Raw genomic sequence first — 14,377 nt, forward strand, 5'->3', positions numbered from 1 at the left:
CGATGGGCTGGCCGCTCTCCGCGGTCAATGCGCTCACCGAACGCGAGCTGTCCTTGTGGATGGTTCGCGGCCCGCTCTGGCCTCGTCGGCAAGAGCTGCTGCTGATCCAGATGACGAACATCCTGGCCCAGGTGAACGGCAACAAAACCCGCATGAGTGACTTCGACATGTTCCAACGCAATCGCGAAGCAGAACTCGACAACGCCGCCCATGACATCGGCATGCTTGCCGGCGCTGGCGTGCGCAAGCTCGGGCAGGGGCGCAAGTAATGGCTGCAGCAGCAGGATCACTTGTCGTCTCGCTCGGGCTGGATGCAGCCGAGTACACCCGCGGCCTGACGAAGGCCGAGTACCAGGCTCGCCAGTTCGGTGAAGCCATCGGCTCGGGCATTCGTAGTGCCGCGGGGCTGGCTGCAGGCGCGCTCGCATCGCTGGGCATCTCTGCGAGCGGGGCCGTCCTCGCCTTCGATTCGCTGATAAAGAAGGCTGGCGACTTCCAGGACTTGGCCGAGATGACCGGCGCCAGCGCCGAGGGACTCGCATCCTTCAGCATCGCCGCCGGGACTGCGGGGATCTCCGTTGAAGCCATCGCTCAGGCTTCGATCAAGTTGACGAAGAATCTCACGGGCGTAGACGATGAGTCCAAAGCGGCTGGGGCAGCCATCGCCGCGCTTGGCCTGAACCTCAAGGACTTCAAGGCGCTCGCACCTGAGGACCAGATTTCCTCCATCTCGAAGGCCCTGGCAGGGTTCGAAGATGGCGCCGGCAAGACTGCCGTTGCCACAGCATTGCTCGGCAAGTCGGGCGCCGAGCTTCTGCCCTTCCTGAAGGCACTGGAAGAGCAGGGCGGCCGACAGGTCATCCTGACGGCCGAGCAGATAGCGCAAGCCGACGAATACGCCGACAAGCAGGCGCAGCTCAAGGCCGAACTGTCGGCCTACGCTCAGGTCATCGCCGTCCAAGCGTTGCCGGCGCTCACCGCGTTCGCCGGGGCTCTGGTGGACACGGCTTCCGAAATGCTGGGCCTGAACGGAAAGACAACTGACCTCAAGAACAACAACGGGGTCGCCGAGTTTGCAGAAGCGGCCGTCCGAGCCCTCGGATTCATCGTGGACGCTGGAGACGGCGTCATCCGCACGTTCCAAGGCATCGGAACCGCGATCGGGGCGGCAGGCGCGGCGCAGGTTTCTTTGATCAAGGGGGATTTCCGCGCTGCAGTCGATATTGCGAAAGCCAGCGGCGCCGACATTCAGGCGATCATGGATAAGCCGCTCTTCAGTCAAACGCTGGCTCGACGCCTTGCCGAACAGAAGGCAGTCGCAGCATCTGGAGCCACGGCCGCGGCCACGGGAACGACTCGACCCAGGCTGAATTTCGGCGGGGCCACGAAGAAGGGCGCGGGCGGTGCGAAGGACGACCCGACGAAGAAGCTCCTCGATAACGAGCTCAAGGCGCTCGAGAACGCGGCCAAGGAGGAGGAGGAGATCCTCCGGTCACGCAATCGCATGCTCGATCTGTACAACGGCGAGAACCTGATCTCCACGCAGGCGTACTTCGAAGGGAAGCGGGCTGCTCAGTCTGCGGCCGTGTCGTCGCAGCTCGCGCTGTACGACCAAGAGATCGCCGCGCTGCAGAAGTACCAAGCGTCCGCCGGGAAGCAGACCGAGCGCGAAGCGGCGCAGGGCAAGATCAACGACCTGATCGAGAAGAAGAAGCGCCTCACCCGCGAAGCCGGCGAGACCGCGATCGAGTGGGGATTTCGTGAGCGCAAGGCTCTCGACGACCTGGCGAAGCAGATGAACAGCGTCAATGCTGAGGTGCTCGAGTTGACGGGCAACCTCAGTGCAGCGACACGCATTCGCCTCGAGGATCAGTTCGGCGACATCAGCAAGCGCCTGGCGGCCAACGGCGACAGCATGGGGCTGGCTCAGGTCGACCGGCTCAAGCAACTCAAGCAGGCGCAAGCCGACTATGGGCAGCAGTCGGAGACCGTCGGACGAATCACGGAAGGGCTTCGAATCGAGGAGGAGCGCATCGCGCTCGCGCGGCAGCTTGGCACCACTGGCGAACTCGAATCCTTGGCCAAGCTCGGGGAGTCGAGGAAAGCAGCCGTCGCCCAGATGCAGGCGATGGTCGCTGCGCAAGAGGCCATCGCGCGGGCTTCGGGCAATCCCGCCCTGATCCAGAACGCGGAACGCGCTCGCCTCGAGCTCGAAAAGCTCGCGGCCACTGCAGATCCTCTGGCGGACAAGTTCAACACCCTGTTCGCAGATGCCGCGGGCTCGGCGTTCACGGACTTCATCAACGGCACGAAGACCGCGAAGGAGGCTTTCAAGAGCTTCACCGACACGATCTTTCGTGAACTCACGGGCCTCATCGTCAAAGACCTGTTCAAACAGCTCTTCAGCGGCGGCGGCTCGGGCACGGGCGGTGTGGGTTTCGATTTTGGAAGCCTGCTCTCCGGCCTGTTTGGCGGCGGCAAAGCCGCAGGCGGCAGCGTGGCGCCCTTCGGGATGCACCGGGTGAATGAGCAGGGCCCGGAACTGCTGGACGTGAACGGAAAGCAGTACCTGATGAACGGCGGCCGCAGCGCGCGCATCACTCCGAACAACAAGCTGGGGGGCGCCAGTTCCATGAACATCTACTACCAAGCCCAGCCAGGCGAGAGCCGCCAGACGGCGGCGCAGAACGGGCGCGCGCTCGCCGAACAGCTTTCCAGCTTCCAGCGGAGGAACGGATGAGCGGCATCGTCGTTCTGTCCGATGTCATCGTGCCCAAGAGCGTCATCCTTGCGGGCGTCGCTGGGCGCACCACACGTCGGAATGACCGCACGGTCAACCAAGGCGGGTATGCGACCGTCAACGTCGTGCGGGACGTGACCATGCGCGAGTACACCCTCGGCATCAAGTCCATGCCGCTGACTGCCTGGGAAGCCATCATGGGAATCTACGAGGCCACCGATGCCGGAGCCTACGGCATGCTGCTGGAGGACCCAACGGATGCACAGGCGACCGCCGCACAGGGCGCTCTGCAGGGCTACATGGCCGGCGTGGAGTATGGAGCCGCAGGCTTCGGCAACGGCACACCACGCTACGGCTTCCGAAAGCTCTATACGGCGCACGGTACGACCCGGAAGCGAGCGCGCATTGTGACTCGGCCGAAAGGAACGCCAACGCTGTCGCGCGGGGGATCGCCAGTCACTCTCGGGGTTGCACCAGGTCAGGCTGCGATCAGTGCTGGGCCGTCATATGTCACGTTCGTGGCTGACGCTTCCCGGACGGTGACTGCGGTTGCAGTTGGCACCTCGACGCAGGTGACGCTGGACAGCGCTATACCCGGGTTGGCGGTCGACGGAAGGCTCTGGCTCGACGGCCTTCAAGGGGTCGACGCCTCGCTGTTGAACAATCTGAGCCACGAGATCATCGCCATCGCTGGCAATGTCTACACGCTCGCGACCAACACGGCCGGTAAGGCGATAACGGCGGCGGGCAACGGACGGAAGTATCCCCAGCCCGATGAATCGCTGACGTGGTCTGGCCGCTTCTACGTCCCGGTCCACTTCACGAATGACGACATGGATTGGGAGCTCGCTCGTCCCGGCCACGTAGAGGACCGCCTCATTGCCGGACCCAGCATCCCGCTGGCGGAGGTGCGCGAAGCATGAGCAAGGCAGTCTCTATTGCCCTGAAGGCGGAGTACGCCAAGGGCACCAACACCATTGCGCGCTGCTGGCGCTTCGAGCGCCGCGACGGTCACGTTGTGACGGTCACCACCTGCGCGCGCGACTTGCTGATCAACGGCGAGGTGTACCGCTCGAAAGAGGGGCTCAACCCTACGGCGGTGGCACAGGAGGCCACCGCCGCCGTCGCAAATTCCGAAGTGACCGGAGCCATGGCGGCAGAGAGCGTCAACGAAACGGAGTTGTTCGCAGGGCTTTGGGATGGCGCGTTCGTCTCGGTCTTCGAGGTGAACTATCGCGACCTGTCGATGGGTGCGATGCATCTGCAAAGCGGGAACATTGGCGACGTGAAGGCGGGTCGAACCGCATTCACCGCCGAGGTGCGCGGCCTCACAGAGCGTCTCCAGAAGATTGTGGGCCGCGTCTACACCGCTGGCTGCCCTTGGGTTTTTGGTTCGATCGGTTCGGCCTACGTTCCGGCCTGCAACGTGGACTTGGATCCGCTTACGGTGGCAGGCTCCTTCACGGCGGTCACTGACTTGCGCGCCATGACCGATGGCGGGCGCGTCGAAGTGGCCGACTACTTCGGCGCCGGCCTGATGACGATCACCAGCGGTGAAAGCGCGGGCATGCAGATGGAAATCTACTCGTTTGAAGCGGGCCAGTTCGTCTTGCATCTTCCGCTGCCCTATGCGGTCGCTGTGGGCGACACGTACACCGCGACGCCTGGCTGCCGCAAGCGCTTCACCGAAGACTGCCGCAACAAGTGGGCCAACACCAACAACTTTGGCGGCTTCCCGCAGGTTCCGGGCAGCGACAAGGTGCTGGGTCTGGGCGGCACAGAGGGCACGAACCTATGACGGTCATCATTCAAGCAGCGGCGCCCATGGGCGCCGTTGCTGTTTCTGGGGCCGACATCGTGCGCGTGGCCCGGTCTTTCATTGGATGCCGCTACCGCCACCAGGGCCGCAGCCGTGAGGGCGTGGACTGCATTGGGCTACCAGTGCTCGTGCGCGCAGAGCTGGGCCTGACCGCGCTTGACGTTGACGGGTACGCCCGACGCACTACCGATAGCGAGATGCTCACCTTCTGCCGGGCTCACATGCAGGAGGTGCGGCGCAACCATCTCCAGCCCGGCGACTTGCTCGTCTGCATGCGGGGCTTAACGCGCCATATGGCCATTGTCGGAGACTACCCCGGCGGCGGCCTGTCGATCATCCATGCCCACCTCCCAAACAAGAAGGTCGTCGAGTGCCGTCTCGATGATGTTTTTTTGGCGACGGTCCGCGGCTGCTTCCGCTTTCCTGAGGTGGTCGTTTGAGCACGCAGCAAATTCTCGGCGTCGTTGGCGGTGTCGTTGGGTCGTTCTTCGGCTATCCGCAACTGGGCTTCGTCGTCGGCTCGCTCGTGGGCGGATTGCTCACCCCTGGCGAGAAGACGGAAGGCCCGCGCGTCGATGATCTCAAGGTGCAGGTGTCAACCTATGGCGCCGGCATCCCGATCCTCTACGGCACCGAGCGGGTGGGCGGCAATGTGGTGTGGTCGACCCCCAAGCTTGAAGTTGCAACGACAGAATCTGCAGGGAAAGGTGAAGGGCCGGAGCACACGAGCTACCGCTACTACGTGCACATGGGCATTGTCCTGTGCGAGACGCCGCGCGATGGTTCTACCGTCTCCATCGCCCAGATCTTCCAAGACGGCAAACTGATCTACGACGCACGCAGCGGCATCCCAGTCGGGGCAGCGCTTGCCAGCGCAGAGAACCCCCACGCCTACTTTGTCCTGTACCAAGGACATGCGGACCAACTGGCCGATCCTGGCGAGGAGGCTTGGATGGGCGGCCCCGGCTCGGTGCCCGCCTACCGAGGCGTGGTGCGCATCCGCATGAATGCAGTGGAGTGCCCTGGTGGCCGGGTGCCTCAGTTCTCTTTTGTGCTGACAACGTCGGCGCCGGAGATGAGTGAAAGCACGTTTGCAACAGTTCCGGCGCCGGCATCTGGCGGCGTCTCATCGCCTGATGGTGTTTGGTCGTTTGAAGCAAACATATTCCAGCGTCGGATGGATATCTCATTCACTCCGGCTGGTGGAGTACCGACGCAATTATCTAGAGTAACCTTGCCAGACTGGTTTATTGACCAAGTGAATCCTAGAACCCTCCTTGGCGCTACAAAACCATCTGCTATTTACTTTCGCCGCTTCAGTATTACGAGATACGATGTTTTCGTAATTGATCTTATGCGCGGGTCGATCTCTTTGGCATATACAGGGGAGGCTGACCCGGCTAATTCAGATTCTGAGCCGACTTCTGCTTATGACGCCGTCAGTAATCAGATTGCAATCCTTACTGGATCCGGAAATCTTGGGATAGTCCGAAATAAAGATATTTACGAGCTGTTTGAAACTGACATTCAGGAGCATGCACCAATATGGTTCTCCTCCGGTTATGTTTACGCGCTCGCATTGCGATTCGGCAGGCTTGAGGTTGACGTTATAGATGCAGCGAATGGAGAGGTGTCTAATGTCCTGATAGGACCTGCATTCTCTACTATAAGCCGAGGAAACTCAGACCTCTATATGTCTGAAAGTTCACTGTATGCATTTGTCAGGGACAGCTCTCTTACCGCAGGGAACATCTATCAGATTCCAATCGTGTTTGACGGGTCCGGCGTCCCGACTGCCGGAAATTGGAACGTTCTGGCAACGGGCATTACATCTGTAGGAGCCACCTCGGAAGTTAATCATCCACAGATATACGTTAATAACGGTCTGGCGATCTTGGGCCCCGCGCTTGCTGGTCGAGTGAATCTCGTTATCTTCAAGAAGTTCACTATCAACCCGGTGAGCGTTTCACTGATCATCTCGGATCAGTGCATTCGATCGGGACTTTTGCCCGATCAGTTCGACGTATCCGGTATCACGGACATGCTCCACGGCTATAAGGTAGCGAACCCAGCAAGTGCCCGCTCGAATCTTCAGCCGCTGTTGACTGCCTTCGCGTTGTTCATAGTCGATGAAGACGGCGTGATCAAGTTCAAGAAGTACTCCGACATCACATCGGAGGCGACGATCTCCTACGACGAACTTGGGCAGGCAGAAGATGGAACTGAGCCTGCAGACGCGATGCCACTCAATCGAGCGCAGGAGATAGATCTGCCGCGCAGCGTCTCTGCGAGCTACATCGAGCCACTGAACGACTATCAGACTGCCACCGAGAAGGAGGTTAGGCAGATCACCGAGGCGACCGAAGACATGGTCGTCGAAATGCCGATCGCCACGACTTCTGATCATGCAAAGGCGGTGGCTCAGATGATCCTCTTCAACAGGTGGCGTGCACAGAACACCCGGAGCTTCAAGACATCACGGAAGTACGCATTCCTTTCGCCGGGGAGTGGCGCGACGGTGGAGTATCCGCGTGGCACCTTCCGACTGTGGCGCATCAACAGCACGACGGACACTGGAGCCGTGTGCGAGTTCAACGTTGAGCCAGGGGACGCCGAGCTCTACACCCAGACTGCGGCGGGTGCGACGGGCTACACGGGGCAGCAAGTAGCGCCTCTTCCGCCTCCGACGCGCCTGCAAATTCTGGACATCCCGATTCTTCGAGACTCGGACAACAACGCCGGCATCTACACGGCCATGGCTGGGTTTGGTCCGGGCTGGCCTGGCGGGGCGCTACAGACGTGGGATGACCCCGGCTCTATCGAGGATCGCGGAACTGTCGAGCGAGAGGCCCCCATCGGATTCGCAGAGACGGCGCTTGGAAATTGGACAAGTGGAATCGTTGATGAATCCAACTTGATCACTGTCAACGTCGGCCACAGCACGCTCGAAAGCATCAGCTACGACGCACTGTTGACGGGAACTTCGAACGTCGCGGCAGTCGGTGCGCCGGATCGATGGGAGATCATCAAATTCCGCACTGCCGACAGCCTTGGCGATGGCCGCTACATCTTGTCCGGCTTGATGCGCGGTCAGCGCGGAACTGAGTGGGCACGTAGCACTCATGCTGTCGGCGATACGTTCGTGTTGCTATCGATGGCTGGCATGCTGCGCCCGAACTTCGACGCCGGTTCTATCGGCCAGACGAAGACATACCGCGCAGTGACGAAGGGCAGAAGCCCAGCATCGGCATCGACGCAGACATACGCTAATACAGCCGAAGGACTGGAGACATTCAGCCCAACGAATCTCGACAAGAACATCAGCGGTGGCGACATCACGTTGACTGTCGTCCGTCGCACGCGACTCTCTGAGAACTGGCTGCGTGGCATCGTGCCCCTGGGTGAGGACTCCGAGCGCTTCGAGTTCGAGTTGTTCACTAGCGCCGCATTCACGACCGTGCGCCGGGTCATCGAATCCAACACGCGATCCGCCATCTACACCGCAGCCATGCAATCCGCTGACGGCTACACGTCCGGACCTCTGTATGTCCGTGTTTATCAACTCAGCGGCATCGTTGGGCGAGGCCCCGCATTGCAGGAAACTATATGACCACTGTTGCAACAGTCACCGCAGGCGCTGGCGCCGATACCGTCGTCAATCAGAACTTCGATGCCGTCTCTCCGGCAGGAATGTACGGGCGGCGTGCACCCGCTACTGCCGGCCTGACATGGGCTTACTACGGTGGTCGAGGCTTTGGCAACACCGTCGCGAACGGCTCCGTAACTTTGACAGCCAGCACGACAAACTATGTCGTGGCGAGTAGGTCTAGTGGCGCCGTCTCGGTTGCCACGGCGACGACAAATTGGAATAACCAGACCGACTACTTCCGTCTTTACCAGATTGTCGCTGGCGCTTCTACAGTTACGAGCTACACCGACTATCGGGAGTTCGTGGGGGGTGGAGGTGGAGGGGGCGGTGGAGGCGTTGTCGAATCCATCGTCGCGGGCGCCGGCATATCAGTTGACGCGACCGACCCGGCAAACCCCATCGTGGCCGTCACTGCATCAGGCGGTGCGGCAGTAGATGTCTCATACGACAACGCAACGAGCGGGCTTGCGGCGACGGATGTGCAAGCGGCTATCGATGAGCTTGCGGCGGGCGGCAGTGGTGGATCGGGCTTGAGCTGGAACGCTCAGACGGCGAGCTACACATTGGCTCTGGGTGACGCAAACAACGGCGTGGCGATGAACGTGGGTAGCGCAAACAATCTGACCATTCCGCCGAACAGCAGCGTTGCATTCCCAGTTGGTACGTCGATTCTTGTTGTGCAAGAAGGTGCGGGGCTGACGGCATTTGTTGCCGGCGCAGGAGTCACGATCCGAAAGAACGCTGCTCTCTCTCTGTCGATGGCTGCGCAGTATTCGATGGCAACAATCGTCAAGCGCGGCACCGATGAATGGATTCTGACCGGGGACCTCGCCTGATGCAGCCCGTCACAATCGGAACCATCGCGGTCAGAGCGCGCCGGACGGCATCTGGCGGCTATCGTGTGCCCGTAACGGTTGGCGCTCAAGCATCGACGCTGACGGAGTTCCCGGTGTTCGTGCGCCTATTTGACATGCCGGCGGCCTTCTGGACGCACGCCGCTTACCGCAACGGTGCCGACATTCGAGTCAAGGATGCTAGTGGATCAGATCTGCCTTTCGACCTGGTGAGCTTCAGCCCCGAGGCCAAGGTTGGCACGCTCTTCGTGAAGGTCACGCTCTCGAGTTCGGGATCGACAACGTTCTACGTCCACTACGGACGGCAGGCGGACTCGTCACTAGTGGCGCCCGGCGCATCGAACGGTCGGCATGCTGTGTGGTCGGCCTACCATCGAGTGTTTCTGTTCGGCGACTCGCTTGACGATCGTTCTGGTCATGGCCCCGCGCTGATCGCGACGCCGTCTGTGCACGGCATGGTCTGGACGACCAGCTCTCCGACTCTGCCGGCGCACCAGGGTGTGGCATACGACGGCACGAACTATTTCGTCGCCGACACCAACGCGATCCGCAAGTACGACGCGAACTGGACGAACACACTCAGCAACACCAACCCAATCGCCTCGATCCCGGGCACCAACCACCTCGGCGATCCAGATGTGCATGAAGGCGTGCTGTACATCCCTGTCGAAAGCTATACCAACATCTCGACGTGGTCGAATCAGAACATCGGACGCTTTGATGCACAGACTCTGGCCTTCATCAGTGCAACCGACATCTCGGCCCAGGGTCACGAAGTTTCGAGTATTGCGTACAACCCGGCCGACGGTCTGCTCTACATCTCATCGTTCGCCGACGGTTCGAGGCTGTGGAAGTACCAGCTCGACGGGACCTATGTTGGCACACTGATCCTGAGTAGCACCATCGCGCAGATTCAGGGCATCACGTTCTGGCGCGATGCCCTCTGGGTCAACAGCGACAGTACGAACAACACCATTCGAGTTGAGCTCGATGGCTCTGTCCAAGGAATGGTGTGGGGAACCCCCGGGGGTAACTACGAGGGCCTCAGCCATACTGACGATGCACTCCTTGTCCTTCACGATACGACCGGCTCGGCCGCCGGTGTCGTGAAGAGACTCCTCCCTCGCCAGCCAAACCTAGCGGCATCGTCGGCGCTAGGGACTCGCATCGAAGGCGCCGGCTACTACCAAGCCACAGGGCTCTCCCGGTACACCACCTGGACAATCGGGACGAGCGTTCAATCTGCGTCGTCCGGTGCGACTCGGGTTGCAGTCTGCTACACGGTAACAGGCAGCAGCAATCTGACTCTCCGAGGCGTGCTCGGCTATCGCAGCACCAATCACTGGGGCCTTTGGAATGGGACAGACGGATGGATTGAGGACGCCTCGACGCCTAGCGCGTCGGCGGCCTATCGCATGAATGCGGTTCACGACGGGACAACCCAGCGGGAGCTGTTCGTCAATGGCTCGTCGGTTGCGACGCAGTCCGGCAATGCGGCGATTCCGGCCACCGGGGGGGATCATTCGCTGTACATCGGGACTGTGGACGAGCAGCACATTCAGATCTGGAACGGCTGGCTGGGCTACGTCTATTTGTATCCTGGGGTGCTGTCGAGCACCTGGATCGCGGCCGAATACTCGAACCTCAACACGCCGACCAGCTTTTATACGGCTGGCACAGAAGAGGCGCTTTGAGCATGACCCACGACCCGCACAACATCAGCATGCCAGGGCGGATGTTGCCGACCATGTGGTGCTAACCGAGACGGCATGGATCAGCGGCGGAATCCGCGTATTCATTTGGTAAACCAAGACGCATCCCAACCCGCTCCGGCGGGTTTTCTTTTGCCTGAAAGGACGGCATGCAATCGCCTGACCTAACGCCAGTTCATCTGGTGACGATCATCGCCGGCATCATCTTCGGCCCGTCGGTCGCAATGGTAGTGGGGCCCTATGTCGTGATTGCGATCTGCTCGATGGGCGGAGCCGGCGTGATGATCATGCAACGAGAGGGCGACAGCCTCACGCGCGCATGTGTCTACTTCGCTGCGGCGGTGATCTTCGCGCTATTCGGCACCGTGCCGCTGTCCATCGGCGTGGCGTCTCTTTGGGGTCCGTTGCAAGAGAACTGGCTCTACGGCCCGTTCGCCGCGGGGCTCGCGTTCTCCGCGGACAAGTGGACGACCCTGATCCTTCCTTGGGCGGCGAAGAAGCTGAACAGGCTCGTCGATGTCCTGATCGCAGCGAGGGGGAAGCAATGACCTACGACGCCTACCTGCCTGCTGGCATCAACGGCCTGATCTCTGCGGGCATCGTGTTCATCTGCATCTGCCGCGCTCGAAAGATCAACAGGGCAGTCCTCTGGCGCGTGCGCATCGGCTATGTCGGTTTGCTCATGGGCGCGGCAGCGAACGGATTCTCGCCGTGGCTCTGGGAGTTGCCCGGGTGGCCATCTGTCGTCTTCGCGCTGGCGATCGCTTTGAAGCTCTGCATTGAAAGCCGCGACTGGCGCCACGGGCCACCCTTTACGTCAACCGGCCCGGCACCGCTGGGGGAGGAGTGACTATGACCCTCGAAGAAATCACGCGCACGGCCATTGAGCCGGCGCTTGCGTGGCTCCCGCCCAAGATGAACAGCATCGAGGCTCGTGCGATGCTGCTGACCATCGGCCTGCAGGAATCGAAGTTCGTCCACCGCTGGCAGGTACTCAACGACCCGGCGAAGAAGGGTCCGGCGCGATCCTTCTGGCAGGGCGAGCAGGGCGGTGGGATGGTGGTCGGCACCATGACGCACCCTGCTAGCCGCGAGCTCGCTCGAGCGGCCTGCCAAGAGCACGGCGTGCCACTCACAAGCCGGGCGGTCTGGGAAGCGATCGAGACGAACGACGTGCTGGCCGCGATCCTGGCTCGGCTGCTTCTCTGGACGGAGCCGGGGGCGATACCGCGCGTGGCCGACACGGAGGGCGCATGGCTGCTGTACCTGCGCGCCTGGCGACCTGGCGCCTACACGCGGGGCTCGTCGAGCGATCGTGCTGCACTGCGTGCGAAGTGGAATGCCTACCACCGGCAAGCCCGCGCCTTCCTGGGGCTGCCGTGATCGACCCGCGCGTCTACATCGCCGCGGGCGCCGCGGTGCTCTGCTTCGGCGCCGGCTGGGGCATAAACGGGTGGCGGCTCGACTCGAAGCTGTCCAGCCTCGAAGCGAAACATTCTGCGCTCGTCGCCGAAGCGACACGAACCGCGCTCAACGCCCAGCGTGCGCTCGACGACAAGCGGGATGCCTTGGCCGAGCAACTTGCCGCCATCGACAGCCGGGAATCAGCCGAACTCAAGAAAGCCCAAGATGAAACGAACCGCCTGCGCACTTGCCTTGCTAACGGCACTTGCGGGCTGCGCGTCAATGCAGCCTGTCCCGCCGCCACCCGTGACGTGCCCGAAGCCACCACCGGTGGCAGCCTGGATCATGGAGCCGCCCCCCGACTTGCTCCCTCTGCTGAACGGGATTATTTCGCCCTTCGAGACGGGCTCACCAAGCAGCAGGGTCAACTCCTCGCCTGCCAGGAAACCTTAAAGGCCGAAAGAAAGTAGATCTACTTCAATGCGGACCGACGAAGCGCGTCGATTTGATGCTGCGCGATGAGGTGCCCAGCTTCAGCTGCCCGCGCGATCCAGCTCAGGCCCAAGTTTTCGCTCTTGGTGACGCCATGGCCGGCGAGATGGCAAGTGCCGAGCCAATGCATCGCGTCCGCATTCTCCTGAGCCGCGGCTGCGCTCAACCAGTAGACCGCCGCACCGAACTCCCCCGCTGTGTAGAACATCTCACCAACGTCGGCTTGCGCATCGGGCTGACCGTCGTCGGCTTGGACAAGCATCTCAAGGTCGTCGTCGTCCAGCGGGACGGGGATGAGGTCGACGACGGCAGCGAGGGATAACATCGCCCGGCCCCGATCCTCTTCACGCTTGGCGATGGCCCCTTCCGTGACCCTGCGCCACAGGGTTCTACGGCTGAGCCCCGTCATCGCCACGGCTGCTTCAAGGCTTATCGCGTCCATTCTCATTATCCAATCGTAACGTCTTGGCACATTCAGTTGCATGCCATGGCACTCATTTAAGCGTGCCATTTGATTTTGGCACGCTGTTTTTAGGCTCTCTATTGAAGGAATGCAGCCCTAAAGTTCTAAGTATGTGGCTCTCGTGCGCTGGCCCAGTCATTGCAAGAAGTATCACGTCCTGCACAACAGGCAAGTTTCTTCCAACCAGGAGTTTTTCACATGAACGGTCGTACTCTCGCTCGCCGCGCACAAGCCGGCTTCACCCTCATCGAACTGATGATCGTTGTGGCGATCATCGGCATTTTGGCTGCAATTGCCTTGCCGCAGTACCAGAACTACACGGCTCGTGCTCAGACCACCGAAGCTATGAACCTGCTTGCCGGCCTGAAGACTCCGGTTATGGACATCGCCGGCAGCAACGGTCTGACGCAGGCTTGCAGCACCGCCGAGGCAGTGCCTGGTGATCCAGCGGCGACTCCGCCGGTCGCCCCGATTCCTGCCGGCGCTCTGCATACGTCTAACAACTTCACCCTGACTGGCAAGTACGTGGCTGGCATCACAGCTGACGCCGCCACCGCCGGAGAATGCGCGCTCGTGGCAACTTTCAAGGCCGACGGCGTGAACGACAAGCTGGCAAACAAGACCATCACCTTCACGTACACCGCTTCGAACGCCGACTGGGCTTGCACTTCCAACTTGGACGCGTCAGTGCGGCCCAAGACTTGCTCGGAGGGCTAACGATCTGAGGCCGAACAAAATGGCCATGACCAAGCCGCCCTCCGGGCGGCTTTTTCACGGGCGGTCCATTCTCGCCGCGCGATTCAAGCGCGGGGCTCGATAGCCGCTGATCACCGCGGCCACGCCGGAAGCAAGCCTTCCTCCGCCTCATCGTCGTTCACATGGAATCCCGTTGAGCTGCGCGGGTTCATCCGCTCGAGTGCCGCGAAGCCGATCTCCATCTCGGCGGCGCTTACGCACCACCAGGTCTGCCGCGTCTTGATCGGCTTGCTCTTGGCCCCGCGGGCGCTGATCTCGAAGCCGTCCACCATCACGCCACCCTCCTTGATCGTCAGCACGCGCGCGTGTTGCAGGACCGGCAGCAGATCCTTCCCCCCGCCCTTGACTGCCAGGAGCCTCGCTTGCATGGTGTTGCCCCAGTGCTCGCGATTCGCCTTGCGGAAATCCAGCACGCCTGGGATTCCGGCCTGGCTGACCACCCGAGCACGCGACATCCAATTGCCGTGCCATCGCAGCAGAACGACGTT

15 protein-coding genes are annotated in these 14,377 nt (G+C 61.4%); 13 read left to right on the plus strand and 2 right to left on the minus strand.

Annotation, left to right across the window (positions count from 1 at the left end; all coding sequences use genetic code 11):
- Positions 1–2: 2 nt before the first annotated feature.
- The 12 genes from AC3A6J_RS08480 to AC3A6J_RS08535 all read left to right on the plus strand — a co-directional run bounded on the left by AC3A6J_RS08480 (position 3) and on the right by AC3A6J_RS08535 (position 12,648).
- The gene (locus AC3A6J_RS08480; protein WP_487859485.1) at positions 3–269 is read left to right on the plus strand and encodes a hypothetical protein; all 267 of its coding nucleotides are present in this window, start codon (positions 3–5) and stop codon (positions 267–269) included.
- Complete coding sequence (locus AC3A6J_RS08485; protein WP_487859486.1) at positions 269–2,740, plus strand: hypothetical protein; 2,472 nt, start codon at positions 269–271, stop codon at positions 2,738–2,740. Before AC3A6J_RS08480 ends, AC3A6J_RS08485 begins: the two co-directional genes overlap by 1 nt.
- Complete coding sequence (locus AC3A6J_RS08490; protein ID WP_487859487.1) at positions 2,737–3,663, plus strand: hypothetical protein; 927 nt, start codon at positions 2,737–2,739, stop codon at positions 3,661–3,663. The genes AC3A6J_RS08485 and AC3A6J_RS08490 overlap by 4 nt, the downstream gene beginning before the upstream one ends.
- Positions 3,660–4,538 carry a DUF2163 domain-containing protein gene (locus AC3A6J_RS08495; RefSeq protein ID WP_487859488.1) on the plus strand — a complete coding sequence of 293 codons (879 nt, stop codon included), beginning with the start codon at positions 3,660–3,662 and terminating at the stop codon, positions 4,536–4,538. Before AC3A6J_RS08490 ends, AC3A6J_RS08495 begins: the two co-directional genes overlap by 4 nt.
- Positions 4,535–4,999 (plus strand): C40 family peptidase, encoded by a 465-nt coding sequence (locus AC3A6J_RS08500; protein ID WP_487859489.1) that lies wholly within the window; start codon positions 4,535–4,537, stop codon positions 4,997–4,999. The genes AC3A6J_RS08495 and AC3A6J_RS08500 overlap by 4 nt, the downstream gene beginning before the upstream one ends.
- Entirely contained in the window at positions 4,996–8,169 is a 3,174-nt protein-coding gene (locus AC3A6J_RS08505) for a phage tail protein (protein ID WP_487859490.1), read from the plus strand. Before AC3A6J_RS08500 ends, AC3A6J_RS08505 begins: the two co-directional genes overlap by 4 nt.
- Complete coding sequence (locus AC3A6J_RS08510; RefSeq protein ID WP_487859491.1) at positions 8,166–9,044, plus strand: hypothetical protein; 879 nt, start codon at positions 8,166–8,168, stop codon at positions 9,042–9,044. Before AC3A6J_RS08505 ends, AC3A6J_RS08510 begins: the two co-directional genes overlap by 4 nt.
- The gene (locus tag AC3A6J_RS08515; RefSeq protein ID WP_487859492.1) at positions 9,044–10,756 is read left to right on the plus strand and encodes a hypothetical protein; all 1,713 of its coding nucleotides are present in this window, start codon (positions 9,044–9,046) and stop codon (positions 10,754–10,756) included. Before AC3A6J_RS08510 ends, AC3A6J_RS08515 begins: the two co-directional genes overlap by 1 nt.
- Before the next feature lie 200 nt (positions 10,757–10,956).
- Positions 10,957–11,322: a hypothetical protein gene (locus AC3A6J_RS08520; RefSeq protein ID WP_487859493.1), complete on the plus strand. Its 366-nt coding sequence runs from the start codon at positions 10,957–10,959 to the stop codon at positions 11,320–11,322.
- Positions 11,319–11,624 (plus strand): hypothetical protein, encoded by a 306-nt coding sequence (locus AC3A6J_RS08525; protein WP_487859494.1) that lies wholly within the window; start codon positions 11,319–11,321, stop codon positions 11,622–11,624. The genes AC3A6J_RS08520 and AC3A6J_RS08525 overlap by 4 nt, the downstream gene beginning before the upstream one ends.
- Before the next feature lie 2 nt (positions 11,625–11,626).
- Positions 11,627–12,157 carry a hypothetical protein gene (locus AC3A6J_RS08530; RefSeq protein WP_487859495.1) on the plus strand — a complete coding sequence of 177 codons (531 nt, stop codon included), beginning with the start codon at positions 11,627–11,629 and terminating at the stop codon, positions 12,155–12,157.
- A complete protein-coding gene (locus AC3A6J_RS08535; protein ID WP_487859496.1) occupies positions 12,154–12,648 on the plus strand; it encodes a lysis protein in 495 nt (164 codons plus the stop codon). The genes AC3A6J_RS08530 and AC3A6J_RS08535 overlap by 4 nt, the downstream gene beginning before the upstream one ends.
- 2 nt (positions 12,649–12,650) lie before the next feature.
- Here the strand turns inward: AC3A6J_RS08535 and AC3A6J_RS08540 are convergent, their stop codons facing one another.
- A complete protein-coding gene (locus tag AC3A6J_RS08540) occupies positions 12,651–13,154 on the minus strand; it encodes an SEL1-like repeat protein (protein ID WP_487859497.1) in 504 nt (167 codons plus the stop codon).
- A gap of 177 nt (positions 13,155–13,331) precedes the next feature.
- Here AC3A6J_RS08540 and AC3A6J_RS08545 point away from each other — a divergent pair, with 177 nt between their 5' ends.
- Entirely contained in the window at positions 13,332–13,850 is a 519-nt protein-coding gene (locus tag AC3A6J_RS08545) for a pilin (RefSeq protein ID WP_487859498.1), read from the plus strand.
- Between the two features lie 110 nt (positions 13,851–13,960).
- Here the strand turns inward: AC3A6J_RS08545 and AC3A6J_RS08550 are convergent, their stop codons facing one another.
- Entirely contained in the window at positions 13,961–14,302 is a 342-nt protein-coding gene (locus tag AC3A6J_RS08550; protein WP_487859499.1) for a hypothetical protein, read from the minus strand.
- Between the last annotated feature and the right edge of the window lie 75 nt (positions 14,303–14,377).

It is taken from the genome of Variovorax sp. Soil_C_39 (assembly GCF_057656815.1).